24 protein-coding genes are annotated in these 25,849 nt (G+C 51.2%); 13 read left to right on the top strand and 11 right to left on the bottom strand.

Annotated elements, in window-relative coordinates:
• Positions 1-158: 158 nt before the first annotated feature.
• The 4 genes from CDA54_RS09445 to CDA54_RS09430 all read right to left on the bottom strand — a co-directional run bounded on the left by CDA54_RS09445 (position 159) and on the right by CDA54_RS09430 (position 6,290).
• A complete protein-coding gene (locus tag CDA54_RS09445; protein WP_099034755.1) occupies positions 159-2,273 on the bottom strand; it encodes a VIT and vWA domain-containing protein in 2,115 nt (704 codons plus the stop codon).
• Positions 2,266-2,670 carry a helix-turn-helix domain-containing protein gene (locus CDA54_RS09440; protein ID WP_099034754.1) on the bottom strand — a complete coding sequence of 135 codons (405 nt, stop codon included), beginning with the start codon at positions 2,668-2,670 and terminating at the stop codon, positions 2,266-2,268. Before CDA54_RS09440 ends, CDA54_RS09445 begins: the two co-directional genes overlap by 8 nt.
• A 219-nt stretch (positions 2,671-2,889) precedes the next feature.
• Positions 2,890-3,420, bottom strand: a complete 531-nt coding sequence (locus tag CDA54_RS09435; protein ID WP_180237173.1) for a DUF4760 domain-containing protein — start codon at positions 3,418-3,420, stop codon at positions 2,890-2,892.
• 767 nt (positions 3,421-4,187) lie between these two features.
• A complete protein-coding gene (locus CDA54_RS09430; protein ID WP_229748080.1) occupies positions 4,188-6,290 on the bottom strand; it encodes a TonB-dependent hemoglobin/transferrin/lactoferrin family receptor in 2,103 nt (700 codons plus the stop codon).
• A gap of 115 nt (positions 6,291-6,405) precedes the next feature.
• Here CDA54_RS09430 and CDA54_RS09425 point away from each other — a divergent pair, with 115 nt between their 5' ends.
• The 5 genes from CDA54_RS09425 (at position 6,406) to CDA54_RS09405 (ending at position 11,954) form a co-directional block, all read left to right on the top strand.
• Complete coding sequence (locus CDA54_RS09425; protein ID WP_229748079.1) at positions 6,406-7,320, top strand: heme/hemin ABC transporter substrate-binding protein; 915 nt, start codon at positions 6,406-6,408, stop codon at positions 7,318-7,320.
• Positions 7,304-8,335, top strand: coding sequence for a FecCD family ABC transporter permease (locus CDA54_RS09420; RefSeq protein WP_099034752.1), 1,032 nt, complete (start codon positions 7,304-7,306; stop codon positions 8,333-8,335). The genes CDA54_RS09425 and CDA54_RS09420 overlap by 17 nt, the downstream gene beginning before the upstream one ends.
• Positions 8,328-9,101: a heme ABC transporter ATP-binding protein gene (locus tag CDA54_RS09415; protein ID WP_099034751.1), complete on the top strand. Its 774-nt coding sequence runs from the start codon at positions 8,328-8,330 to the stop codon at positions 9,099-9,101. The genes CDA54_RS09420 and CDA54_RS09415 overlap by 8 nt, the downstream gene beginning before the upstream one ends.
• 190 nt (positions 9,102-9,291) lie before the next feature.
• Positions 9,292-10,014, top strand: a complete 723-nt coding sequence (locus tag CDA54_RS09410) for a HugZ family pyridoxamine 5'-phosphate oxidase (RefSeq protein ID WP_099034750.1) — start codon at positions 9,292-9,294, stop codon at positions 10,012-10,014.
• A gap of 626 nt (positions 10,015-10,640) precedes the next feature.
• Positions 10,641-11,954 (top strand): GGDEF domain-containing protein, encoded by a 1,314-nt coding sequence (locus CDA54_RS09405; protein ID WP_099034749.1) that lies wholly within the window; start codon positions 10,641-10,643, stop codon positions 11,952-11,954.
• A gap of 80 nt (positions 11,955-12,034) precedes the next feature.
• Here CDA54_RS09405 and pdsO read toward each other — a convergent pair whose 3' ends face one another.
• Positions 12,035-12,760 (bottom strand): sortase-associated OmpA-like protein PdsO, encoded by a 726-nt coding sequence (gene pdsO, locus CDA54_RS09400; RefSeq protein WP_180237171.1) that lies wholly within the window; start codon positions 12,758-12,760, stop codon positions 12,035-12,037.
• A gap of 223 nt (positions 12,761-12,983) precedes the next feature.
• On the opposite strand from pdsO, the gene pdsR reads away from it, so the two are divergent.
• From pdsR to CDA54_RS09375, 4 genes are all read left to right on the top strand, one after another.
• A complete protein-coding gene (gene pdsR / locus CDA54_RS09395; protein ID WP_099034838.1) occupies positions 12,984-13,682 on the top strand; it encodes a proteobacterial dedicated sortase system response regulator in 699 nt (232 codons plus the stop codon).
• A gap of 6 nt (positions 13,683-13,688) precedes the next feature.
• Positions 13,689-15,851 carry a proteobacterial dedicated sortase system histidine kinase gene (gene pdsS, locus CDA54_RS09390; protein WP_268235308.1) on the top strand — a complete coding sequence of 721 codons (2,163 nt, stop codon included), beginning with the start codon at positions 13,689-13,691 and terminating at the stop codon, positions 15,849-15,851.
• Between the two features lie 584 nt (positions 15,852-16,435).
• The gene (locus CDA54_RS09380) at positions 16,436-17,377 is read left to right on the top strand and encodes an SPFH domain-containing protein (protein WP_099034746.1); all 942 of its coding nucleotides are present in this window, start codon (positions 16,436-16,438) and stop codon (positions 17,375-17,377) included.
• A complete protein-coding gene (locus tag CDA54_RS09375; protein WP_099034745.1) occupies positions 17,377-17,838 on the top strand; it encodes an NfeD family protein in 462 nt (153 codons plus the stop codon). The genes CDA54_RS09380 and CDA54_RS09375 overlap by 1 nt, the downstream gene beginning before the upstream one ends.
• 680 nt (positions 17,839-18,518) lie before the next feature.
• Here CDA54_RS09375 and metJ read toward each other — a convergent pair.
• Positions 18,519-18,866: a met regulon transcriptional regulator MetJ gene (gene metJ / locus CDA54_RS09370; RefSeq protein ID WP_099034744.1), complete on the bottom strand. Its 348-nt coding sequence runs from the start codon at positions 18,864-18,866 to the stop codon at positions 18,519-18,521.
• Between the two features lie 144 nt (positions 18,867-19,010).
• On the opposite strand from metJ, the gene metF reads away from it, so the two are divergent.
• Together metF and CDA54_RS09360 are read left to right on the top strand one after the other, a co-directional pair.
• Positions 19,011-19,901 carry a methylenetetrahydrofolate reductase gene (gene metF / locus CDA54_RS09365; protein WP_099034743.1) on the top strand — a complete coding sequence of 297 codons (891 nt, stop codon included), beginning with the start codon at positions 19,011-19,013 and terminating at the stop codon, positions 19,899-19,901.
• A 37-nt stretch (positions 19,902-19,938) separates the two neighbouring features.
• Positions 19,939-20,841, top strand: coding sequence for a virulence factor BrkB family protein (locus CDA54_RS09360; protein ID WP_099034742.1), 903 nt, complete (start codon positions 19,939-19,941; stop codon positions 20,839-20,841).
• Here CDA54_RS09360 and CDA54_RS09355 read toward each other — a convergent pair.
• Together CDA54_RS09355 and CDA54_RS09350 are read right to left on the bottom strand one after the other, a co-directional pair.
• The gene (locus tag CDA54_RS09355) at positions 20,838-21,488 is read right to left on the bottom strand and encodes a DUF2959 domain-containing protein (RefSeq protein ID WP_099034741.1); all 651 of its coding nucleotides are present in this window, start codon (positions 21,486-21,488) and stop codon (positions 20,838-20,840) included. The genes CDA54_RS09360 and CDA54_RS09355 overlap by 4 nt on opposite strands.
• Positions 21,485-21,721, bottom strand: a complete 237-nt coding sequence (locus tag CDA54_RS09350) for a hypothetical protein (RefSeq protein ID WP_099034740.1) — start codon at positions 21,719-21,721, stop codon at positions 21,485-21,487. The genes CDA54_RS09355 and CDA54_RS09350 overlap by 4 nt, the downstream gene beginning before the upstream one ends.
• 114 nt (positions 21,722-21,835) lie before the next feature.
• On the opposite strand from CDA54_RS09350, the gene dtd reads away from it, so the two are divergent.
• Positions 21,836-22,273, top strand: coding sequence for a D-aminoacyl-tRNA deacylase (gene dtd / locus CDA54_RS09345; protein WP_099034739.1), 438 nt, complete (start codon positions 21,836-21,838; stop codon positions 22,271-22,273).
• An 8-nt stretch (positions 22,274-22,281) separates the two neighbouring features.
• On the opposite strand, the gene CDA54_RS09340 is transcribed toward dtd, so the two are convergent.
• A complete protein-coding gene (locus tag CDA54_RS09340) occupies positions 22,282-23,019 on the bottom strand; it encodes a class I SAM-dependent methyltransferase (protein WP_099034738.1) in 738 nt (245 codons plus the stop codon).
• A 95-nt stretch (positions 23,020-23,114) separates the two neighbouring features.
• On the opposite strand from CDA54_RS09340, the gene CDA54_RS09335 reads away from it, so the two are divergent.
• The gene (locus tag CDA54_RS09335; RefSeq protein WP_099034737.1) at positions 23,115-24,041 is read left to right on the top strand and encodes a bifunctional GNAT family N-acetyltransferase/hotdog fold thioesterase; all 927 of its coding nucleotides are present in this window, start codon (positions 23,115-23,117) and stop codon (positions 24,039-24,041) included.
• Between the two features lie 461 nt (positions 24,042-24,502).
• On the opposite strand, the gene rpoH is transcribed toward CDA54_RS09335, so the two are convergent.
• Both rpoH and CDA54_RS09325 read right to left on the bottom strand, forming a co-directional pair.
• Entirely contained in the window at positions 24,503-25,354 is an 852-nt protein-coding gene (gene rpoH, locus CDA54_RS09330; protein WP_099034736.1) for an RNA polymerase sigma factor RpoH, read from the bottom strand.
• A 115-nt stretch (positions 25,355-25,469) separates the two neighbouring features.
• The gene (locus tag CDA54_RS09325; RefSeq protein WP_099034735.1) at positions 25,470-25,811 is read right to left on the bottom strand and encodes a hypothetical protein; all 342 of its coding nucleotides are present in this window, start codon (positions 25,809-25,811) and stop codon (positions 25,470-25,472) included.
• Positions 25,812-25,849: the final 38 nt, after the last annotated feature.

Below are 25,849 nucleotides of genomic sequence, written 5' to 3'. Positions count from 1 at the left end.
GAAATGACTGAGGGCAGCATTTTGTCGGAATAAATTTCGTTCTGCAGCAAGGCGAATGAATTCGCCCCTACAAGGTGCTGGGCATGCCCGCCTTCGCGGGAATGAAAGAGGGAGGCGTGAACGACCAGTATAACGGGCTGTATTTCAGCCCTGGCGGATTAATCCGCCAGGGTAAAGGGCTTAAGCGGGGCTTTTTCAGCAATGGGTTCGATATCGTCCTGCATAGCCTCACGGATACTACGAATGTTCAGCTGTGGATGGGCTCTCAGTATGGCTGTGATACTTGCCGGCACAGCAAGAATAAAACGGTTGAACAGTATTGAAAGCCACAGGGCCATCAGTGCCCTGGCCTGATCCGGGTAGGCCTGGGTTTCGGCCTGCAATGTGTTCAGGGCTGCTGCGTCAATGCCCCATTTTTGCAGCAGGGCCAGATCCGGCAGGTCATTTCTGAAAAAGCGCCGGGTCATACGTCTTTGCAGCTTTAACAAAGGTCTGGGTGCCTGTGGCAGATGGGAGGGGATAAGGCTGTGCATTTCGGTATCGTCTGCATCTTTTCGCAAAAAGCCTGGTATATCCAGATAGTCATTCTGGGGCGAAGCGGTGTCGCTGCGTGCCATACAGGCCATCACTCTGGTGTCAAAGCCGTGCATCTGGGCAATTTCCTTAATCGTCGGGTAGCGCTCAGGATGTTTAACCTGCTGATCGGTCACCAGTACATAGCTGGTGTGTTCACTGATTAACTGCATCTGCACCGCAAGAGCGGTTTGCTCCTGTGGGGGCAGGGTAATCAGGTGCTGGCTGGCTGCCAATTGCACCAGGGCGCGGGCCAGCTGTGGATTATTGAGTTGCCTGGCCTGTAACGTTTCTTTCGTTTCAGCACTCTGGTATTCAAGAGCTGGTGGCGCATCATTGGAATGTTTAGCGGCCAGCAGCAGTGGGGTGTTGCCAAAGCGCAGGCGAGGTGTCTGTTGCCATTGGGGGTTATGTTGCCACTCTATGCTAATGGCCTGAGCTGGCTGGCTGAGGTGGTGTAATAGCTCCCCGGTGATCTGTTCTACAGGCTCTACCGGGTTGACCAGTACCAACTGCCCACCTGGTTGTGTCAGCCGGCTGAGCAGGGATTCATCGGCAGCATGGCTCACTCCCATAGCATGTAACGTGCAGTGTTGTTGCAGGCAGCGGGCCTGCAATGCGGCCAGCTCTTCGTCCTGCACGTAAGCCCGACCGTCGGTGATCAGCAGCACCTGCTGCGGGCCGGGGTGGTTGGCATTGATACACAGCGCATTCAGTGCCTGCATAATCTCAGTACCGCCCATATCCGCCTGTATGGATTTAATGTAGCGGCGTAAGCCTTTTTTATGGCGGGTGTCACAGGGCAGAGGAGTGCGGTTATATGCTTCAAAATCGCTGCCGAACCGGTACAGGTTCAGGTGCAGCTGTTCATCGGCTAGTTCCACCAGGGTCAGTAAGGCCTGCCTTACCTGCTCTATGCTGTCGCCCATCATTGAGCCTGAACAATCCATCAGTACATGTAATACGGGCGTTGAAGAAGATCGCGATTCCGAAAGGTTTTGGGTTTGCGGGGCGATATAACCCAGGCTGTAGTGAGCATTCTGCCAGTTGGCGCTCAGTAACTGGCTGTTGCCCTCAGTGGTTGCCAGGCAAAACAGAATGTCCCGGTCCAGTTCACCCTTAAAGGCTAAGTGGCCGTTTTGTTCACACAGGGCATGGCTGGTGATGTGGGGCTTGGGCAAGTCATGGCAATGCAGGCGCCCTTCAAAGGGGTAACAGGCCAGCAGGCTGTTGGTTGGTGCAGTTGGCGCCTGAGCCTGACCATATTTAGACGCAATTACCGTAGGCAGCCGGTACTGCCAGGCACCGGGCTGAGGTGTTAACAGCCCGGCAATCTGCAATTCCAGCCTGGCGCTGTCACCTGGCTCAAGATTACCCAGATTAATCTGGTACAAACCATCGTCTATGGCCTCCAGCAACAGGGATTTTTTGCCTGCTTCGATGGCCTCTTCATAACGTTCATCGGCCGATGCTTTCGCCATGACTTCGCCCTGGTACTCACGGTCGTTCAACTGCAAACGGGTTTGCATCAGGCAGGCCATTCGCGCAAGGGTGAAATGGAACAGCGCTTCGACTGCTTCTTCTCCCCGGTTTTCAAACATCAGGCTATAACGGGTAATGGCCATCGGCGCGTGAAGTTCTATATCTATGTCGGCCTTTTGCAAAAGGGTGTTGTTGTGGGTGAAACCGGGGTTATTCATCCTTGCTCTCCTGTACCTGATTCAGTAATTGGTTCAGCCCGTTAATCAGATTACGCAGGCTGGCCTGATCCAGTTTCGCCCGGGCCGGATCCAGCTCTAAAGTGACACCTTCACTGACAAATATCCTCTGTACCAGGCTGGTCTCGCCCACTTGTTGTGAGGGAGCCAGAGGCATCTCCGGTGTTTCTTGCTGCAGCAGTTCACCAATGCGTTCAAGGTTCAGCCCCGCCTGTTTCCACTTTTTGACCAGCATCAGCTGCTCCAGATGCTGTTCGGTGTAAGTCGCAGTTTTACGCGCGCCTTCTGGCCTGGCCACCAGCCCTTTGTGCATGTAATAGCGGATAGTGCGTTTGGGCAGGTCGGTTAATGTTGCCAACTGGTCAAGGGAATAAGGCATTTTTCAGGAACATTTATTTGACAGTTGTACTGTTATAATAAACGACAGTTTAACTGTCAAATAAAATTTTAGTGTGGGTAGTCTATAAGCAGGCTTTTAAACTGGCCGCTTCACTCTGCGCGTTGTTCACTTCTAGTCCAGGATAGCGTACCGGGCTTTCATCTTACGCAGGCAGTAGTTGGGTAACTTTGGTATTGCGCGGTTTTTGTAAATGAGATTTTAGGTTAGCTTTTTGTCTATTGCCGCTTTCTCTTCAGGCGTTGCCCATTTCAAAGCGAGCTTTTTATACTCACAAAAAAACTGAGGATGGGAGCCAGACTGCAAGTAAGCGATGTATGCGGCTGCATTAGTATAGTGTTTGACAAATGTGCTTCTCATCCAGCCTTTGTATATGCCTTCATCCAGCACTTTGTTTTTAATGCCCAGAGCCACAAACTCATAGTGGTTCAGGAAAATATCAACTGTATCTTGCTTATCCGCGTGCCTTATCCAATCAGCATTGGATAGCTCTTTAACGCTGAGCGACAGGAAGCTATGCTGTTCATCTCTTACTTTGATGAATGCCTCATAGCTATTTATATAGAATTGCTCAGATTCACTTTTTTGGATGATATCAATTGTGGCTCGGATTCTATTAATTTTTCGAGTGTTACATATGGTATACCAAGCCCAGAAACCAGCAATTAGCGTTGAAAATAAAATTGCTAATGAGCTCGGAAACCCTTCAAACCATTTGATTATGCTAATCACGGCGGATGCGACACAATCCAGAATATCGGCTAAGTCTATCTGCGGTGACCTTCATCATAATTGGTATTCATGCTTGCTCCTTTTCACTTACTATTGAATCAGAATAATGCTGTACTGTGATTTTATCATAACTGACGCTAAATCATCATCTTTTGGGTGATGAACTACAAACCCACTCCTCTGTCGTCTGTAGCTTGAGGTACGCCCCAGAAGTGTCGATTTTAGCATATCGGTGATTAAAGGCGTTTGACAAGTTCGCTTCGTAAGGACTGCCAACCGTTCAATGAATGACCGTCAGAGTGTCATATTCACCTCTTGTTCAAAGAATGCGATCATCCTGGCAAAGATTCAGGGCGAGCGGGATAAGTGAGTCTGCCTTGTGGGTGGAATTTTGTGCAGTAGTTGCCTGATAGAGATTCCGGCTAATCCATACCGTTGGTTACTCAGCTGTCGGGTTTATCCAGCACCTCTGGTTACTCATTTGTCGGGCTAAAGCCGCGACCTACATAAAGCAAGGGCGCTGGATTCCCGCCTTCGCGGGAATGACTGAGGGCGGCATTTTATCGGAATAAATCCCGTCCTTCGGTTCGCGAGACAAACCATCCCTGTATTCGTTTTCCGACCCACAACAAGGCGAATAAATTCGCCCCTACAAGGTGCTGTCCAGGCCTGGAATAAATCCCATCCTTCGGTTTTCAATACGTCCCTGTATTCGCTCTTCGTCCTGCAGCAAGGCGAACCCTTTAACAGGCCCAAATGGCATGGGTTCAGAACTGATAGGTTACCTGAGCCGAGAGGTTGCGCCCTGGCTGCGTGTATTGGCCCAGCGACGCGTCGCTGTTTTGCCCGGCTATGCGCTGGTAGGGAATATACTCTTTGTCCAGCACATTTTGCAGCGCAAGATTTAGCCGCAACTGGCCCAGGTCGAGGCCCGCAAGGATATCCAGTGTCCCCCATCCGGCTGTTTTTGCTGAATCGTCAGCCGGCACTTTGTTCATGCTGGCGGCGGCGCTGAGCAGGGCACCGAGGTAGTAGTTATCCGCGTTGTAGCGCAGCATCAGCGTGCCGGTCAACGGCGAGATGGAGCTCAGGTAACTGTCGCTTTCGCTGTCTTTACCCTGGCTGTAGGCGATTGCGGTATTGATTTCCCAGGCGTCATTCAGCCACGCATTGATACTGGCTTCGGCGCCGTATATACGCGCGCTGTCTTTGTTCTGATACTGGTATTCCACCCTTTGCACACCCGGAATAGGGCTGGGTGCGCTGCCCACCACTACGTTATCGATAAAATCATCAAAATCGGCGTAAAAGGCGGCCAGATTCACACTGATATCGTCATTGTGATATTTCAGGCCCAGTTCGCTGGCGTAGCTGGTTTCCGGCTCCAGATTTGGGTTGGGCAAAATCGCATAAAAAGGTTCAACACCGTGGTTCTGATAGGCCTGGTCATGGGGCGGTATTTTAAACCCCTGAGCATATTGTACGTACAGGTTCAGTTGCTGATTATGGCTGTAGATTACCCCTAATTTGGGTGAAACAGCGGTTTCGGTGACATCCGCCAGCAGGCTCTGATCATACAGTGGGCTGGTTTTAGCCTGCATACTGTAGTGGTCAAGCCTGAGCCCGGCAATCAGCTTTACTGGCAGGTTTTTCAGAGCCATATTGTTTTGTACAAACACGCCACCTAAAAAAGTATTGGCGCCGGGGAAGGCCTTTTGTGGCTCATTGTTCTGGCTGAGCGTGCCGTTCGCTTCAACGCGGGTCTTAAACCGGGGGCGTTCAGTGTCGTAGTAGTCAATGTCGGTGCCAAATACCCAGTGCTGGTCTACTTTGTTGCTGGTCAGGGTTTTGTCACCCTGCCAGCGAAAACCGATAATCTGCTGCTCAAAACGGTAGTCGTTATAATCGGTGTAGGGCCCGGTACGCCCGCTACCGGCACGAATCTGATCACTTTGTTGCTGATAGTCAGAAATGTAAAGCTGTGTGGCCATGGCGTCATACCAGCGGGTGCTGAGGGTGCTGGTATAATCCAGTGACAGCGCCAGTTGCCGGTCGAGATCGTCTGTTTCAGTGCTGCCGGCGCTGATCACCTGCTGGTTCTGTTGGCGGTATCCGTCGAGGGTGAGTTTCAGATGTTGCTGCGGGCTGATATCCCAGTTCACTTTACTCAGCAGGCTATAACTGTCGTAATCATAGCCGGGCAGGGTTTCGGAAAAGTTCTGAGTCTCATTCCCTTCTCGATAGCTGAAACTGGCCATGGCCTGGGTATCACCCCAGCCTCTGGCGTGCATTAAATGGGTATTGTATTCGTCACTCTGCCCCTGAAAACCTGCATTAATACGGCTGTAACTGTTGTTGCTATCGAGTAAGTCTGCCGGGTCAGGAGTGGTGATCACCACAATGCCGCCCAGGCCATCGGAACCGTACAGCGAAGAGGCTGCAGATTTTGCCACTTCGATGCGTTGTATCTGTGCCACGTCCAGATAACCGCGGCCAACCAGTAACCCTCCGCCGCCGGCATAGCCGTCATTGAGGCGGCGGCCATCTTTGATGTAAATCAGCCGGTTTCCACCCACCCCACGAATGCTCAGTTCCTGCGCCTGCCCTGCGTTGCCGGTACTGGTGATGCTGGGGTCATAACGAAATACATCGGCCAGGCTGTTGCTCAACTGCCGCTCAATATCGGCCCCTTCCATGACCGCTACAGAGCCTGCCACATCGCTGAGTTTCTGTTCGATGCGTGAGCCGGTGACGACGATCACATCATGTTTGGGTACCAGCCCCGGAGCCTGCTCCGCCAGTGCGGTGCCACTGACAAGAGAGGCTAATGCCAGCCCGAGGGGAGAAATGCCTGCAATTCCAAATTTCACTCTGTACTCCTGTTGTCGTGATTTGATTTCGCATAGATCTAAACGAAAATGGTTTGCATTTGCAACTAGAAGTGAGTAATTTATTTGTTATCGTTAATCACAAAGGAGTAAACCAATGGAAATGCGGGCCTCGTTATTGCGCGCCATCGCCCTGCTCTGTGGGCTTTGGGCTGGAGTTATGGCAATACCCAGCCAGGCCGGAGAGCAGGGGTTGATTACGGCTGGCGGTACTCTTACAGACATTATTTTTGCGCTGCAGGCGGAGCAGGTGCTTGTGGCCACTGACAGTTCAAGCACATCGCCACAGCAAGCTACCACCTTGCCTCAGGTGGGTTATTACCGGGATCTGTCCAGTGAAGGCGTGCTGTCATTTGCGCCGCAGCGTTTGTGGGTACTGGAAGGGGGCGGCAGCGACAAAAGTCTGCAACAGATTGAACAGGCCGGGGTGAGCGTTACCCACTTTGCCAAACCCCGTTCAGTGGAAGGTTTGTACCAATTGATCAGGCAATTAGCCAGCAGGCTCAATGCCAGTGACAGGGCAGAATCGTTAATCCGGGAACTGCAGCAGCAGCTGTCAGGGATTGAGCCCGGCAAACCGCACAAGGCATTATTTGTATTGCAGGCTTCTGCCCGGGGCGTAGTCAGTGCCGGCAGTGAAACCGTGCCGCAGCTACTGTTCGACTATAACGGATTGCAGAACATTATTACTCATAAGGGGTTTAAAGCGGTGTCAATAGAGCACCTGGTGATGCAGCAGCCTGAGCTGCTGGTTGCTCCTGCACACAGCGTGGCGGCCGCCGGAGGCAAACAGGCGTTTTGCCAGCAACCGGCATTACGATTATTAGCTGCAGCGAAGCATTGCCGCCTGTTGGTGATGGATTCATTACTGGCACTTGGCATGACAACACGCCTGCCGCAGGCCATTTCGCAACTGGCGTCTTTTGCGTCCGGGTTGCCGGCAGCAGAGACAGCCGTATTAAACAGTCTTGCAATGCCGGGTAAGAAGGCGGTTTATGCAGGCATTCGCTGAACAGCGGCAGCGGCTGCTATTCGCCGCGGTTGTAATGGCCGTCGTGGTGTGTGCGACCCTGGCGCTGTCGTCTGGTCCGGTAATCAACGACTGGCGTTTGGCACTGGCCTGGTGGTGGCCCGCTGAGTTTGGCGGTATCAGTGATCTGCACATCGACGTAGTGACTCAAATTCGCCTGCCACGGTTATTACTGGCGTTAATAGTGGGGTGCGTGCTGGCACAGAGCGGCACCGCCACTCAGACCTTATGCCGTAACCCCCTTGCGGATCCCGGCCTGATTGGTATTTCGGCCGGGGCTGCGGTGGCCGCATTACTGGTGATTTCTGTTGGTTCACAGCTGGGTTTGCAGGGCCCCTTCTGGATCAGCAGTGGTGCATTTTTGGGTGCACTGGGCACCACGTTGTTGGTGTACAAGTTGGCAGGCAGTGCCGGGCAAACCTCGGTTGCCACGCTGATCCTCGCGGGTGTGGCTTTAAATGCTCTGGCTTTTGCCATTATCGGCTTACTCAGCTATTTCGCTGATGACGATGCATTAAGGCTGATGACCTACTGGCAGATGGGTTCGCTGGCCGGTGCCAGTTGGCAGGAATTACCCTTTGGGGTGGTGTGTATGGGTGTCAGTGGGCTGCTGCTGTTTGTTCGCCGCCGCGCTATCAATGCACTGTTGCTGGGTGAGCGTCAGGCCGGGTATCTGGGCGTAGATACTCACAGGCTAAAACGGGAAATCATCGTTTTGGTGGCACTGAGTGTGGGCGGTGCGGTGGCTCTCACTGGCATTATTAGTTTCGTGGGGCTGGTGATCCCCCATATCAGCCGTTTGTTAGTGGGAGCAGATATTAAACGTCTGATGCCGATGTCGATGCTGCTCGGTGCTGCGGTTCTGGGGTTTGCCGATTGGCTTGCCAGAATGCTGGTGGCACCCGCCGAGTTGCCCATCGGTATTATTACGGCGCTGGTGGGAGCCCCGTTCTTCCTGTATTTACTGATACGACAGAAGCGACAATATCATGCTTAATCTGTATGACCTGAGCATCTGCCGTGGTGGCAGAAAAGTGATTGAAGATCTGAGTATTGAACTCTTCAGTGGTCAGATGGTGGCGATACTGGGTGAAAATGGTGCTGGAAAGTCGACACTGATTCGTGCCATTGCCGGTGATCTGGCCTTTAGCGGCCATATTCAGCTGCAGGGCCGCAGTCTGCATAAGTGGTCTGCGGCACAGCTGGCCAGTGTTCGAGCGGTAATGGAACAACAGTTTTCACCACCACCGCTGATGGCAGTGCAGGAACTGGTGGCTCTGGGGCGATATATCTATCGCGAAAGTGATGCACGAACACAGCAATTGGTTCGAAAATGGCTGGTGCACACGCAGCTACAGGAATTTGCCCACAGAGAAGTAATGAGTTTGTCAGGCGGTGAGCAGCAACGGGTACAACTGGCCCGTTGTCTGGCACAACTCGACAATGCTCAGCCTGAGCCCAGTGTGTTGCTGCTGGATGAGCCCACTTCGGCGCTGGATCTTTACCATCAGCATCAATGCTTGCAGCAGGTCAGGCACTTTGCACAACAGGGTAATCTGGTGATCGCAGTGATGCACGATGTCAATCTGGCTTCGCTGTATGCCGACCATATTTTGTTGCTAAAACAGGGGCGTCTGATAGCACAGGGAAGCGCGCAGCAGGTATTGCAGTCTTCCACGCTGGAATCTGTGTATCAGATCAATATGCATATCAGCCCCCACCCTACACTGGAGGTGCCGATGGTGTTTTCGGCACTAGGTTAGGTGCTATGCCGCATTTCATCATGCCCGAATGCAACTATCGGGCATTCAGAGTCTGTATTCGATGATGCAGAGCATAAGGGCGCTTGATTTCCGCCTTAGCTGGAAAGACAGGGAAGGTTTGGGAGTCACGCATGTGGCGCACAAATGAAACTGAGAAAACCAACGTTTGATTTACTAAAGGAGAATCACAATGAATGAACGTACAGAGGCGGCTAATGAGGCCAGGCTGCTGGCACAACAATGCCAGACTGCGGTATTTTCAACCATATCGGTCAAACTACAAGGCCATCCTTTTGGTTCGGTTTCTCCGGTGATGTTAGCCGACGACGGCAATATGGTGTTTTATGTATCGGATATTGCCCAGCATGCCCGCAACCTTGACCAGGACCCCAGGCTGAGTCTGACCCTGTATCATCAGGCTTCACACGGCGATCAGAATGAGCAGGGCAGGCTGACTTTATCGGGGCTGGCACATCCACTGACCGATGTGCAAAGCGCTGCTTATGCACCGCGCTATTTCAGATTGTTCCCGGAGGCACAGCGCTATGAGAAAGCCCATGATTTCAGGTTCTGGCTATTGAAAGTTAAAGATGTGCGCTTTATTGGTGGTTTTGGCAAAATTTTCTGGCTGAAACAGTCGGAATGGCAACGACTGGCGCCGCAATGGTCAGCAGAGCAGGAGTCAGACATGGTCAGGCACATGAATGCCGATCACAGCGATGCCTGTCAGTTGATACTGGCGGATCACTTTTTGCAGCAAGGTCAGCCAACGATGCTTAGTGTGTATGCTGATGGTTGCCATTTTATGCTCGACGGTAAACGCTATTTTGTTCCTTTTACCACTCCCTGCCATACCAGCCAGGAAGTGCGCCAGGCACTGGTGGCGATGACCAATAAGGCACGTGCCGCATAGAGCCCGCCTCTGTGCTAATGCCAAAGCATCTGATGTTATCGGGCATCCCGCGTCTTTAAACTTATTCGTGACAGGGCGCTGGATGCCTGCTTTCGCGGCAAAGACTCAGAGCAGCACTTTGCTGGGCATGAATTTCTTCCTACAGCAAGGCGAATAAATTCCATCCTTCGGTTCGCGAGACAATACGTCCCTGTATTCGCTTTCGCCCCTACAAGCTGTTGCCATGCCCTCCTTCGCGGAAATGACGGGGCGGGACAACTGGTCAGGGTAGCCGGCCAGGTAGGGAAGCGGATTGCGGGTTTTCGGATGAAGTGAACTATCCGGTTTTATGGCAGCACAAACGTATTTATGGGCACATGGCTTGTCATAGTGGTTGTGAGCATAGATACTAGTGGTTACATTTCACCCAATAACTGTAATAGAATGTAACCCAAACCAGACATGCCCGGTTCACCTTTGTTGTTCGCCAACTCAGTCTGGCATACCCCCCGGTAAAAAACCGCTTGTGTCATTGGTCAATGCCTGAACGTTATGGAGCAGCCAGGTCTGCAACCCAACATCTTCTGCATAGTGTGATGTTAATGATTAAAAAGAAGGATGCGTAGTTATTTTGTATTGAGGTGATCATGGAGCGCAGAAAGCTCTACAACGTAGCATTGGTTTTCTTATTGGTTGTTACCTTCCTTGCCATAGCCTTGCAGTTTTTCTTACTGGAAAGAACACTGATACTTCAACCCGACAACACAGACCGTGTTTCAGTAATCGCTGATGAAAGCGTGGGGGGAGACTCCGTTGCAAAGCTGACAACGGAAGATGATAGCTGGCTTTTAGAATGCAATATCATTGCCTCTGACTACAACTGGCCCTTTTGTGAGCTCTCGATCAGCTTCTTTGATTTACAGCAGGAAGGGGCTAATAAGGGTGTGGATTTATCATATTTTTCAAGTGTTCATATCAAAGCACGCTATCTCAATAAGCAACATGAAAGTATTCGCTTTCAGTTAAGAAATTTCAGCTCCAAATATAGCCGTGTCGACAGTCAAAGCACCTGGAAGTATGTCGGCATAGAGTATTGGCCCGGTAGCACAGAAGCAAAAAAAATCCCCATGAGGAGTCTGCAGGTAGCAACCTGGTGGATTATTGAACAAAAGCTTGCTGTAGAGCATACCGTGCCTGAAGTTGATAACGTAATGATGTTAGAGCTGGCGACAGGTAATAATGTTAAGCCTGGCAAGTATGTTATTGAACTGGAATATATTAAGTTCGTTGGTAAATATTTTAGCAATAACCAGGTTCTGTTCTTTCTTATTGTCCTTTGGGCGGGTTCAGCTGTGTGTTTCTTGCTTTTTAACCTTAAGTGGTCACGTCAGCAACTGGGTAAAACCAAGAAAAAAGCAGAGGAACTAAGGCAACTGAATCAGCTGCTGAATGTAAAAACAAAAGAGCTGAAAGATAAAGCCGAGAGGGACCCACTGACCGGCGCCCTTAACCGGGCGGGAATAAAAAAGGTCTTTACCAAAGAGCTTGAAGTGCTGTCTGTTATTTTTATTGATATTGACCACTTCAAATCCATTAATGATAAATACGGTCATGGGGTTGGTGATGAAATTCTGAAGAATTTCTCTGAAACCATCAGTAAAAATTGCCGGTACACCGACTTTCTGGCTCGCTGGGGTGGCGAGGAGTTTCTGTTGGTCTGCCCTAATACTTCCCTGACTGATGCCTATGATCTGGCAAAGGCCTTATGCCAGATCATACGTGAAAAAAGCTGGGCAAAGGGTATCAAGTTGACCTCAAGCTTTGGTGTGGCTCAGCGAGGAGATGAAAGTGCATGGGAGTTTATAGAGCGAGCAGATAAAGCCTTATACGCCGCCAAAGCACGTGGGCGTGATCAGGTGGTCGTTTCTGGATATCGAGAAGGTAAAATAACCGGGCGATAATAGAAGTGCTCTGTTATCGCCACGGCCAGGTTGGTGCTGATATACCAGATATAACTACACGCGAGTATTTCAGGGGATGTTTATCGGTTTGCCGCCGTTTGCTGGCCGGATGCCGTGAGGGTCAGTGACACGCGGCGGTCAAAGGCATTGCCATCCAGTGATGGTTGAGGGTCGAGGGGTTTGCTTGCACCCAGCGCTTTACTCTGAATACGCCCATCGGAGACGCCTTTAGCTAACAGCTGCTGTTTCACAGAATCTATTCGCTGTGCAGAGAGCTGTTTGTTGTAACTGGCATCGCCGCGGCGATCCGCATGGCCGGTCAGCTCAATCCTCAGGGCTTTATTACTGTTCAGTAGCTTGGCCAGTTCATCCAGCTGTTGCTGGTAAATCGATTCCAGTTTCGCCGAACCGGTACGAAACTGCACATTCAGGCTGAGATTAGGCAGGCTGTCGAGCAACTCATCGTTGTTCATGGAAACCAGTTGGGTACGGTTTTGTTCCTGAGCGCTGCGCAGCTGTGTCAGCAAGGTCTGGTTAGAGGCCAGCAGCTGATTGATCTCGGCTTCATGTTGATTCAGCGCCGCATTCAGGTGTTTCATTTCTGTGTCGGCGGCAACCGAATTACCGATAAACAGCCCACTGACGCCACCAATGATGGCACCTACAGGCCCACCGGTAACTGCGCCGATGACCAGGCCGGAACCAAAGCCAATATTCTGAGCCTGTTTAATGTCTTTTTCGCCAGCCATAGCAGCAGGGGCAGACAGAGCGGCAATAACAGTGGTGGTGAGGATCAGTTTTTTCATGGTGTTCTCCTTGGATTGCATTTTTTGCGTTGGTGTTTTTTCACTGTGCTTATTAAACACCCCCGAATTGGCACAAAAGAGGAACAAAAAGGGCAATCTGCGGATCAATTGTGGCAACAATATGGCTTTTCACCCCATTGGTCGCCAGGCGCTAGTATCAAAGGCCAATTACGGTATAGTCGCGGATTATAAGTATCAGGCAGATGAATTCAGGCAGAGTGTTATGGGCCGCAGAATAGCGATAGTGGAAGATGAAGACGCGATAAGAGAAAACTACGCCGCAGTATTACGCCGCCAGGGGTATGAAGTACTGACGTTTGCTAACCGCAAACAGGCGATGCATAACTTTGATCAGCGCCTGCCGGACCTTGCGATTATCGACATTGGCCTGGAGGATGAAATGGACGGGGGCTTTTTACTGTGCCAGTCATTGCGCAAGCTGTCTTCTTCATTGCCGATTATTTTTCTGACCGCCAGAGACAGTGACCTGGATACGGTTTCGGGTTTGCGTATGGGCGCCGATGACTACCTGACCAAGGATATCAGCATGCCGCATATGACGGCGCGTATTTCGGCGCTGTTCCGTCGTATGGAAGCACTCAGCGAGCCACAAGACAGTGAGCAGCGCATAAACTGTGGCAGCCTGGAGCTGGATCTTAAACGCATGCAGGCACACTGGAAGGGGCAGGCGGTGGACCTTACCGTTACCGAATTCTGGATGGTGCACGCGCTGGCCCGCTTTGCCGGACATGTTAAAAGCCGCCAGCATCTGATGCAGGATGCCAAAGTGGTGGTGGATGACAGCACTATCACCTCGCACATTAAGCGTATTCGTAAAAAATTTATCCAGCTCGATGCCAACTTTGATTGTGTTGATACGGTCTACGGCATGGGCTACCGCTGGACAGCAGACGGAGACTGATCGATTTTGTCACGCAGAACCTTTGTGTTTGGCCTGCGCGCCAAGCTGGTATTGATGTCGCTGTTTTTGTTTGCGATACCCTGGCTGGGTTATGAGTATGTGTGGGAAATGGAAAAGTATCTGCGCGCCGGGCAGGAGCGCACACTGCTGGGCACGGTAAGGGCTGTAGCCACGGCACTGCATGAACGGCCTCGCTTGTTCGATGCACAGGCCAGTTACCTGAGTGTGGAAAAGGGCCGTGATCTATACGCTTATCCGATTGTTGACCCCATCCACCTGGACGGCAGACTGAATGACTGGCGCCAGCAACAGCATGCGCTGAGATATGATGATACCTATCTGATTGACCAGAGTGCGGGGTACCGACAAGGCAGCCTGACGTTTAAGCATATGGTGGGTAAATACCGCAACTATCTGTACGCTTACTTTGAGGTTTTTGATGAGCAGATTGTCTACCGGCCTGAAAACAGTTTGCGGGTCGACAAGAATGATCACTTGCAGATTGCTTTTACAACGCCGGCCGGTGATTTTCGCCGCTATCTGATTGCTACCACCGGGCCGGGCTGGCTCACTCCATATGAACTGGATACGGGGGAGTCGGTCAGCGGGGTGCGCCCGTTAAAGCCGGAGCCGCGTATCCAGGGGAGCTGGGCAGAAACGCAACAGGGTTATAACGTGGAGCTGCGCATTCCGCTGGAACTGCTCGGCAGCAAGCTGAGTTTTGCTATCACTGATGTGGATCAGAGTGGCGAAGAACCGGTCGCCACCATCGGTACCTCAGATGTGGGGGATGCCGATACACTGGGCACGGTACTGGTGCCGTCGCCGGAGATTGAGCAGATTATCCGCGGTCTTGGCCATACTGACTCACGGATCTGGGTGGTGGATCGTCATCAGCGGGTGTTGGCCCGTTCCGGTGATATCCGCAATTCTGATGGCATCTGGAGCCGGAATGTCAGCCGGGAACAGGAACAGGGCTGGTTTGCCCGCTTTGAACGCCAGTGGCTGCACCCGCTGTACTACAAATTTCTGACCCGCCCGCCAAAGGATTTTATCGATCAGTTTTATGACGTGGCCGAATTACAGGGCAGTCATATTGAACAGGCGCTGGGCGGTGAACCCGGTTCTGACTGGCGACTGACGCCGGATAACAAGGCGGTGGTACTGGCAGCGGCGTACCCGATCTTTATTGAAGACCAGGTCATGGGGGCGGTGATCGCCGAAGAAACTACCAATGGCATTCGCAGCCTGCGTAATCTGGCACTGGAGAAGCTGTTTACACTGATGTTGGCGATCATGTTACTCGGTACCCTGGGGTTATTTCTGCTGGCGTCGCGTATTTCTACCCGGATCCGCCGTCTGCGTGACCAGAGCGAGCAGGCTATTGATGAGCAGGGACGTCTGCGCGGGAACATTCAGCCGTCACGGGCCAGCGATGAAATTGGTGATCTGTCACGCAGTTTCGCTGATATGGTGCAACGCCTCGGCCAGTATCATCACTATCTGGAGAACATGTCATCAAGACTGTCACATGAGCTGCGCACGCCGGTGGCTGTGGTGCGCTCTTCTCTGGAAACCCTGAGCATGGAAGATGAAGGCGCGGCAAAATCGGTGTATATGCAACGTGCGCAGGAGGGACTGAACCGTTTATCAGCGATTCTGACCAATATGAGTGAGGCCACGAGGCTGGAACAGAGCCTGCAAAGTGCAGAGCGACATAAGTTTGATCTGGCTGAGGTAGTTAAGGGGTGTATGCAGGGCTACGAACTGGCTTATGCGGCGCGCGCACTGCAAGCGGATATCAGGCATCAGCCGCTGGAGCTAAATGGTGCGCCGGAATTAATTGCACAGTTGCTGGACAAACTGATTGCCAATGCGGTGGAGTTTGCCCGCCCCGATACGCCTGTGGTGGTGAGCCTGAGCAAGCAACCGCGCCAGGCGGTACTGGAGATCACCAATCAGGGGCCCCAATTGCCCCAGGAAATGGCCGGCAGGCTGTTTGATTCTATGGTCTCGGTGCGCCCCGGAGGAAAAGGCACGGGCCAGCCGCATCTTGGTCTGGGGCTGTATATTGCACGGCTGATTGTGCAGTTTCATCAGGGGCAGATCCAACTGACTAATCTGGAGGATGGCAGCGGTGTGTGCGTACGGGTGAGCCTGCCGATTTAGCCTGCTATCCGCGCAGTAGATGGTTTGCTGGTACGCCGGAAAGACCTTTACTTCTCTGCGCGCCCTGCGCCTCTGCGTGATCCCAGGCTTGTATCTTTTTGATCTCGCAGAGGCGCTAAGGCGCAGAGGATTAAGTAATTGACACATCGAAAAAGACACTGGATTCCCAGCAACTGCATGCGGGAACGACCCTCTGTCATGCCCGAATGTTGTAATCGGGCATCCAGCGACCTTTGCGAAAGTTACAATTAACCACAGAGCCACGGAGGTTTATTGGTGTAATGGCCTTTACTTCTCTGCGCGCCCTGCACCTCTGCGTGATCCCANCTCTGTCATGCCCGAATGTTGTAATCGGGCATCCAGCGACCTTTGCGAAAGTTACAATTAACCACAGAGCCACGGAGGTTTATTGGTGTAATGGCCTTTACTTCTCTGCGCGCCCTGCACCTCTGCGTGATCCCAGGGGTGTAGCCTGCAAGGAGCGCAGCGGATTGCGGGTTATGATCAAACAGCAGATTTTAATTGTCGGTGGAGCAACTCTGGCTTAATGTAAGTGCTGACGAATTCCCTGATGGAGCTTTAATATGGATATCCTGTTTGACTATGTGTTGAGAATTGAAACCTTCCTGCTGATATTTGTGCTGGTGGTGCTCAAATCTTCGATTATTTTTGTGCCGCAAAACCGCGCTTACCTGATTGAACGTTTCGGTAAATTTCAGTCCACCCGTGAAGCGGGGCTGAATTTTATTATGCCGTTTATCGACCGCATTGCAGCCGATCGTTCTCTAAAAGAGCAGGCCGTGGATGTGCCTGAGCAAAGCGCCATCACCAAGGATAATATTTCCCTGAAAGTGGATGGGGTACTGTATTTCCGCGTATTAGACCCGTACAAGGCTACCTATGGTGTAGACAGTTATGTGTTTGCCGTAACTCAACTGGCGCAGACCACCATGCGTTCTGAGCTGGGAAAAATGGAGCTGGATAAAACCTTTGAGGAGCGGGATCTGCTCAATACCAACATTGTTGCCGCCATTAATGATGCCTCCGGCCCCTGGGGCATTCAGGTGCTGCGCTATGAGATAAAGGATATTGTGCCGCCTCAGTCGGTTATGGAAGCGATGGAAGCCCAGATGAAAGCGGAACGGGTAAAACGGGCTCAGATTCTTGAGTCAGAAGGGGATCGTCAGGCAGCCATTAACCGCGCCGAAGGGGAGAAAGCCTCGGTGGTACTCGCCGCCGAAGCGGACAAGGAAGAGCAGGTGCTGCGCGCCGAAGGTGAAGCGAAAGCGATTCTGGCGGTGGCCGATGCGCAGGCTGAAGCCTTGCGCGTGGTGGGTGATGCTGCGAATACCGAGCAGGGACAGAAGGCGATTCAGCTTGATCTGGCGACCAAGGCCATTGAAGCCAAACAAGCGATTGCGAAGGAGTCTTCTGTGGTGCTGTTGCCCGATGGCAGCACCGATGCCGCGTCAGTTGTTGCGCAGGCAATGACCATTATTAACAAGATGAGCACCAGGGAGGCATGATGAGTTTGTTTACCGAGCATTTGGCCGAGACCCTCATCGTTGTTGGCCTGGCCTTACTGGCCATTGAGATTCTGGTGCTGGGCTTTTCTACCTTTGTGTTGTTTTTTGTTGGCCTGGCTGCCCTGGTGACAGGCGGGCTGATGTACATTTCACTGGTGCCGGCAACCTTGTTTGGTGCCATTGGCAGTATGGCCGTGTTGACCGCGCTGCTGGCCGCAATATTATGGCAACCGATGAAGCGGATTCAGGCGAAGACTGAGCCTGAGCAGGTAACCAGTGATCTCATTGGTTATCGCTTTTATCTGCCAGAAGCGCTGCTCCCTGGTGAGAGCATTACTTATCGCTATTCCGGCATTAACTGGAATGTACGCAGTAACGCGCCGATCATAGCCAAACAGGAAGTGGAAGTGACCAAAGTCAGCGTCGGTGAATTAGAAGTCAGGCCGGTACAAGGCGGGTGAGTTCGTAGGTCGGACTTCAGTCCGACTTTACGGGAATGACGGCAGAGTGTTGGTCATGCCCGAATATTGTAATCGGGCATCCAGCGACTCTAATAAAGACAAAAGTAACCACAGAGGCACGGAGAACACAGAGATTTGAATGGTTAAATGCTTTGACCTCTTTCGTGTTTTTCGTGCCTTTCGTGGTCAAAAGTACTCAACCACCAAAAACACTAAATTAACGAACCTATAATGACCTCTCGCAGAGCCGCTGAGGCGCAGAAACATCAAGACTCAACCACCTTTACTTCTCTGTGCCCTCTGTGTCTCTGTGGTAAATTGCCTTTTTTATATAGTCCGTGGTCTGTTTTCTCACGCCTATCCGCAAAGGCACTTGGTTCCCGCCAACTGCATGCGGGAACGACCCTCTGTCATGCCCGAAAGTTGTAATCGGGCATCCAGTGACCTGTGCGAAATGTACAATTAACCACGGGGCCACAGAGGTTTGTTAGTGTCATGGCCTTTACTTCTCTGCGCGCCCTGCGTCTTTCGCGTGATCTCAGGCTTTTATCTTTTTTGATCTCGCAGAGGCGCTAAGGCGCAGAGGATTGCAGGGTTGTGAAAATACACTGGGTTTAAAGAAAATATTGTGCGTTTGTCGGACTTTAGTCCGACCTACGACAATGATGCTGAGGGCTTATTTACTCGTCTTTTTCCTGAGCTTCCTGTTCCTGGGCTTCGGCGGCTTCGACGTCGATACCCATTTCCGCCATGATCTTACGTGCTTCAGCCGGAATTTTATTGGGATTATCTTTACGTAGATCTTCATCGTTGGGCAGAGGCTGACCCGTAAAGGCATGTACAAAAGCTTCACAGAGTAATTCTGAGTTAGTTGCATGGCGCAGATTGTTAATTTGCCGCCTGGTGCGTTCATCCGTCAACACCTTAAGTACACGAGTGGGAATTGAAACGGTAATTTTCTTAACCAGCTGGCTTTTCTTGCCATGTTCCGCGTAGGGGTCGATATACTCACCATTCCATTTAGCCATGCTTTGAGCCTTTTTATTGTATGTTAGAGAGTAAAATTCTAACCCGTGTGGAAATGGATATCCAAACATCTTGATGTCTGAATCAAATACAAGTAGATTTAGCCATCTAAACGGCTAATTAAATTATCCTTATCAGGAGTCACCATGGTTTCTTATGCTCAGGGCATTGATGCGTTAAACAATTCGTTGTCGGAGTTGCGCAATATTGACGTGTCCTTCGAGTTCTTTCCGCCGAAAACTGAGCAGATGGAGAAAACCCTTTGGAACTCAGTAGAGCGTCTCGCACCGTTGAAACCGGCCTATATGTCAGTGACGTACGGTGCTAACAGTGGGGAGCGTGACAGAACCCATGATGTGGTTAAGCGGATTCAGGCGGAAACTGGTGTGGCGGCGGCGCCCCATTTAACCTGTGTGGATGCCAGCCGTGAAGAGCTGATTCAGATTGCCAAAGATTACTGGGCTGCGGATATTAAGAAGATTGTGGCCTTGCGCGGTGATTTGCCACCGGGTGTTTCACAAACCGATCTCTATGCAGCGGATCTGGTGGCGCTGTTAAAAGACGTGGCCGATTTTGATATCGCCGTGGCAGCGTACCCGGAGATTCACCCGGAAGCACCGAATGGCCAGTTCGACCTGCTAAACCTTAAGCGTAAAGCCGAAGCCGGTGCCAGTTCTGCGATCACACAGTTTTTCTTCGATGCTGAGCTGTTTTTGCGTTTTCGCGACCGGGCCGCAGCGGCGGGTATCGATCTGGAAATTATCCCCGGTATTTTGCCGGTGACCAATTACAAGACGCTGGTAAAATTCGCGGGCATGACAAATGTGCATGTACCGCAATGGCTGCACAAGATGTATGAGGGGCTGGATGAAGCCGACCAGACCACCCGTAATCTGCTTGGTGCCAGTATTGCCATGGACATGACCCGGATTCTGGCCAAGGAAGGGGTGCGTAATTTCCACTTCTATACGCTGAACCGTTGTGAGCTGAGCTATGCGATCAGCCATATGTTGGGGTTAAGGGCAAATTCCGGGTAAACTGACTCTCAGTCGGTATCAGCAAGCGGAATCAGTTATGTCACAGTCGCGCGACATCAGGGACAGGGCAGCCAGTATTGCCATCGAAATGAAAGACTTTGTCGTGGCGATGAGCAGACGTTGCAGAGACGATCGTATTTCCGTTACTGCGGGTCATCTGACCTATGTGTCACTGTTGTCGCTGGTTCCCTTTATTATGGTGTTTTTCACCATACTTTCAGCTTTTCCTGCTTTCTCTTCGATCCGTGGCGACCTCGAGTCGATGATCTTCAGTAACTTTGTGCCTCACGCAGGCGGCGTGGTGCAGAAGTATGTAGCCGAGTTTGTTGGCAATGCCTCGCAGATGGGGGCGATCAGCATTTTGTTTCTGGTGGTGGTGGCTCTGCTGTTGATCTCCAATGTGGACAAAACCCTGAATACCATTTTCGGTACACCCGGAGGGCGGCGGCCCATTGTGACATTTGCTATCTACTGGATGGTGTTGACATTGGGCCCTTTGCTGATTGGCTCTGGCCTGGCGGTCAGTTCGTACCTTACCGGGCTGGCTAACTTCGCCGAGGAGTATACCCCGGGGATCACCACGGCCTTGCTAAAGCTGTTGCCTTTTGTGACCTCTATCGGCGCCTTTTTTATTCTCTATATGGTGGTGCCTAACAAGGCTGTGCGGGCGCGTCATGCTCTGGCTGGCGCTTTTCTGGCGACCTGTTTGTTCGAGTTGTCGAAGAAGGGGTTTGCCTTGTATGTGAGCAGTTTTCCGTCTTATCAGATTATTTATGGTGCTATGGCCACGATTCCATTGCTGTTTGTATGGGTGTATTTGTCCTGGATTGTGGTGCTACTGGGGGCCGAGTTTACGGTGCAGGTGGAAGATTCGGCAGCGCATAAAAAAAGCGACACTGCGGCTGCCGAAAAACAGGATGAGGGGGGGGACCCTTCTTAACCCTGCTTAATACTGGCGATAAAGTCGTTAGACTGGGAAATAGCACCGTTCATTTCTTTAATCAACTGCTCAACGTCCCGTTTGATGTTGCCGTATTCTCCCTGCAACGCACCAATAGCATTGGCATTGAGGTTATGTTTCAGGTACAACACATTGTCCTGCAGTGCCGCTAACACCGGTGCCATCTTGCTTTCTGCTCTGCGCATTGAGCGCAACAGGTCATCATAACGGCGCTGGGTCTGTTTAAGTTTACGGCTGCTGTCGCGGCGCAGGGATTCATTGGAATATTGTTCCAGTTCTTCCTGCCATTCATCAAACAGCGCTTCGGCCACTGACTCAACTTTGTCGACTCTCTCGGTGACCCTCTCTGCCGAGCTTTTGCTGGCTTCGTATTGATCCTTGAGGTTGTCGTAAACCTCCTGCAGCTCACCGCCGTCAAAATTAATTAACTGGCTGAACTGGTCCAGGGCGGAGCTGAATTGTTGCTGAGCGTCTTCCTGAGCGTCACGGGTATCTTCTACCCGATCCACCAGAATATCGCGTTTCTCAAAGCCAACTTTTTCCATCGCCGAATAATAGGCAGACTGGCATCCGGATAGCAGGGGAAGACCGCAGGTCAGCCCCATGATCAGCAGTGCGCTTTTCATATGCCCGGGGACCTGAACTTGGCGGCGTCAATAATCGCCCACAGATGCAGCAGTGCACCGGGGATCCACATGAAAATCAGGATTACGGTGGCTGCCATCCCGTAACATACGGAGACCAGCACGAAGAACAACAATGCCGCCAGAATACGACCCTGTACCAGTTGTCCTAAACCCGGGATGAAGATATTACAGATAGCGGCGATTACATTACCGCCAGAGCCTTGTCCTGCCATGATTTTTCCTTCATTTTTGATAGTGACATCGGTTAAGTTAATGCAATTATTTGGCAGTTACAACATATGCCTGCACAGACAGTGTTACAAAGATTATCAGGGAGTCGTAAATTTATGATTGGGTTATTGCAGCGGGTTACGCACGCGGATGTCAGAGTTGATGACGAGGTTGTGGGTAAAATCGGCCCTGGAATTATGTTACTGCTGGGTGTCGAGAAAGGGGATGATCAGGCAAAGGCGGAACGCCTGTGTGAGCGGGTGCTTAACTACCGCATGTTCAATGATGAGCAGGGTAAAATGAATCTCAGCCTGCGCCAGACTGGCGGTGAGTTACTGGTCGTCTCGCAGTTTACTCTGGTAGCCGACACACAAAAAGGCAATCGACCGGGCTTCTCCCGTGGTGGTGATCCGCATACCAGCCGGGCGCTGTATGAGTATTTTATTGAAAAGGCCGGCGCGGCGGGTATTCATTGTGAATCGGGCTGCTTTGGCGCTGATATGAGGGTGAGTCTGACCAATGATGGACCGGTGACGTTTCAGTTGAGTGTTTAGTCCACTTGTCACAACAGTATGAGTTGATTGAGATCCACCTGATGGGTTGAGGCAAACACAGACAGCGCATCGAACTGATGCATGTCTGGTAGCGGCAAATTTGCCGCAAAAATAATTTTGTTTTGATAACCGGGTATGCCAACCACTGTGCAGGGCTGGCCGGTCAGGTTTCGGAGCAGGTCGGTAACCGAGTCCAGCTGAATACTGAGTGCGGGTAAAAGGTTAATGACCAACAATCCTTTTGCAGCCAGAGCTGCCAGGCACGCCTCATAGAAAGGTGGGTCACGCAGAAAAGAGGGATGGTCCTGTTCGCCAAATAAATCCAGTATCAGCAGATCCTGATTGCTGATATGGTGTATGGCTTGCCCGGCATCCGCCTGTTGAATATTCAGGTTCAGGGCCGATGGATTGAAAAATTCCTCAAAGCAGTGAATGATGGGATGGCTGAATTCAATGCTGTTGATTCGGGAAGTTGGGGCATGTTGCTGGAGATAGCGCTGGAATGCGCCGCCTCCGAGACCCAGCTCGGTGATACACCCTGGCTGAGGGCGCAGATAAAGGGCCAGAGCCAGACCATGTAAGTGGGGCAGTACCAGGCGCTGAGGTGTGTTGAGATCCATCACAGATTGGACAGTATCGCCCAGGCAAAGCCAGCGATACTGTTGATTTTGCAGCACTCGCAGGCGCTGTTGCTGGTGCCAGTAAAGCAGTTTAGCGTTGTTGAGTTCGCGCGCGAGATGAAACACTGACAGTGCCTTTGAGTCGTATTGTTATTATTCGGCTCCAATATAGAGCCAGCAGGGACAAATGTTAAGCGCCAGGCGCCAAACAGGTGAGTTACATGTACAAAGTCGATACACCACAAAGTGACGAAGAATTTGAAAAGTACTTTGCTTTTCGCTGGTTTATGTTGCGTAAACCATGGAATTTCCCATTGGGTTCAGAGAAAGATGAATATGAACAGGTGGGCATTCACAGAATGATCCTCGACGCCGATGGTGAAGTGATTGCCATTGGCCGACTCCACTTTAATACGCCGGAAGAGGCGCAGTTGCGGCATATTGCGGTACATCCTGATTATCATGGCAAGGGGCTGGGCAAGCTTGTGGTTGCTGCACTGGAAAGTGTTGCCCGCACTGAAGGAATAGAGAGAATTGTGACTAACAGCCGTGAGCTGTCGACGCCTTTTTTCAAAAGCTGCGGCTTTGAAGTGGTTGGCGAGGCGACAACGGAACTGGGGCAACTCAAGCGCGAACAGATGGTAAAGAAGCTTACAGAACTGAATACGGTGCTGCTGCATCCGCGTTGGTGTAAGGAATTACAGAGTACCTGGTACGAGACGATTCCTATCAGTGAACAGATGGGAATAAAGATATACCGTTTTACCGGCCGCACTCTGGAAGTCAGGGCCTCGCTGAATAAGAACATTAATCTGCATGGTACGATGTTTGCGGGCAGCATCTTTTCACTGGCGACGCTGACGGGTTGGGGCATGTTGTTCCTGATGCTTAAAGAGAAAGGACTCAGTGGTGAGATTGTGCTGGGGGATGCGGATATTCATTATCATAAGCCGATTACCAGTCAGCCGAGAGCAGTATGTAATGTCGAAAGTGTCAGTGGTAAATTTGAGTCAATAGAGAAAAAACGCAAAAAGCCCTTTACGTTAAGGGTGGATATTCACGATGGTCAGAACCCGGTAGCTGAATTTAAAGGTGTGTACTGGATTCTGCCGCCCCCAGAGCAAAAAGAAGATGAAGCTGCACAGTGATACTTCATTTTTCAGTGGTTGGTGGTAAAGGCCTTCAACCACTAACAGCAAACAACTATCTCTCGCAGAGGCGCTGCGACGCAGGGATACCAACAACCGGTTTCGTTCTCCCTCCACGTCTTTGCGCCTTTGCGAGCTCCCTGACGAATTAAGCAGGTCACCCCTTGTAGGGTCGAATTGATTCGACGAATGAGCCAAAGCATAGTCTTAGCAGCCCAATAAATTGGGCCCTACAGGGGAATGCTCCCTTGCCGCTGTTCATGCCCGAATGTTGTTATCGGGTATGCAGCAACCTTTGAGAAGAGCGAAATTAACTGCTGAGCCGCTGAGATGTTTAGGTGCGCTCTCTTTAAATCTCTGTGCTCTGAGCGACTCGGCGGTGAAGGTTTTTGTTTTGTGCCTTATCAGGTATCCCATAAAAAAAGGAGCCAGAGGCTCCTTTTTTGAATCTTTAATTCGCTTCAGACCATTGCGGACTGGAGCTTTTTAATCGCGTTCTTTTCAATCTGACGGACACGCTCGGCAGAGACTTCGTACTTGTTTGCCAAATCCTGCAAGGTGGTTTTGTCATCAGACAACCAGCGGCACTGAATAATATGCTGGCTGCGGTCGTCCAGAGTCTTGATGGCGGAATGTAAACGCTGGCTGGCAGAATCATCCCAGTCGGCATTCATCACTTCAGATTCTACGTCAGGACTCTTATCTTCCAGATACTGAACCGGCGCGAAATTACCGGTTTCATCATCGTCTGCAGACAGATCAAAGGTCTGATCCTGGCTGCTCATACGCGCTTCCATTTGCAACACTTCTTTGGTGCTGACGCCGAGATCCTCGGCCACTTTCTGCACTTCTTCGTGAGTAAACCAGCCAAGGCGCTTTTTAGCTTTACGCAGGTTAAAGAACAATTTGCGCTGGGCTTTGGTGGTCGCGACTTTAACGATACGCCAGTTCTTTAAAACAAATTCATGAATTTCCGCTTTGATCCAGTGTACGGCAAATGAAACCAGGCGCACACCCACTGTAGGATCAAAACGCTTCACGGCTTTCATCAGACCGATATTTCCTTCCTGGATCAGATCTGCCTGAGGTAAACCATAGCCGGAATAAGATTTGGCAATATGCACCACAAAACGCAGATGAGACATGATCAGCTTGCGGGCTGCTTCAAGGTCTCCTTCATGATGCAGTCGTTCAGCTAATTTTTGCTCTTCCTCTGCGCTCAGCATATTGATGCTGGTGACGGCCTGCATATAGGTATCCAGACTGCCTGACTGAGGAACGCTCAACGCCATTGAATGCATTTTTGTGCTCATACTTACCCTCTCGGAAATTTATTGCGAATCAGTGTATCACTGGCCTGAGTGGATCACCAGATCCCGTTTTCTGCTCGCCGGCTCTGACCGCTAAAACGGCCTGAAGTTCCTGTTTCTACTTAACTAACCTTATATTGGGCTGAGGATCGGCATTTTCAACCGTTTCAACCAATTTTATGTTGCGACTGCGTCGTTCACCATTCTGGAATCTGTCGTAGCGGAAGTTGTGTACTTCCATCATCTGGGCAAAATCGAGAAAGGCTTCGAGATCCTTGCGTCCCAGGTTTTCATTGGCGCTGTTAAGCTGGCTGTCCACATAGACTTCATCGCCATTGAAGGTCATATGTGCAACGGCATCATAAGGCTTGCCGTATTCTTCAACCCGTATGGCACGAACCATCTTCACTTCAAACATCCAGTCACCGACTTTCACGTAGCGGTTTGCGTCTTTATTCATCTTTCCCCCAAGGTGTAGGTATAGGGCCTCTGCCCGTA

This window comes from Lacimicrobium alkaliphilum (assembly GCF_002591895.1).
GTDB lineage: Bacteria > Pseudomonadota > Gammaproteobacteria > Enterobacterales > Alteromonadaceae > Lacimicrobium > Lacimicrobium alkaliphilum.
The sequence above is the reverse complement of the archived record's forward strand: the minus strand, read 5'-3'. Positions and strand labels throughout refer to the sequence as shown.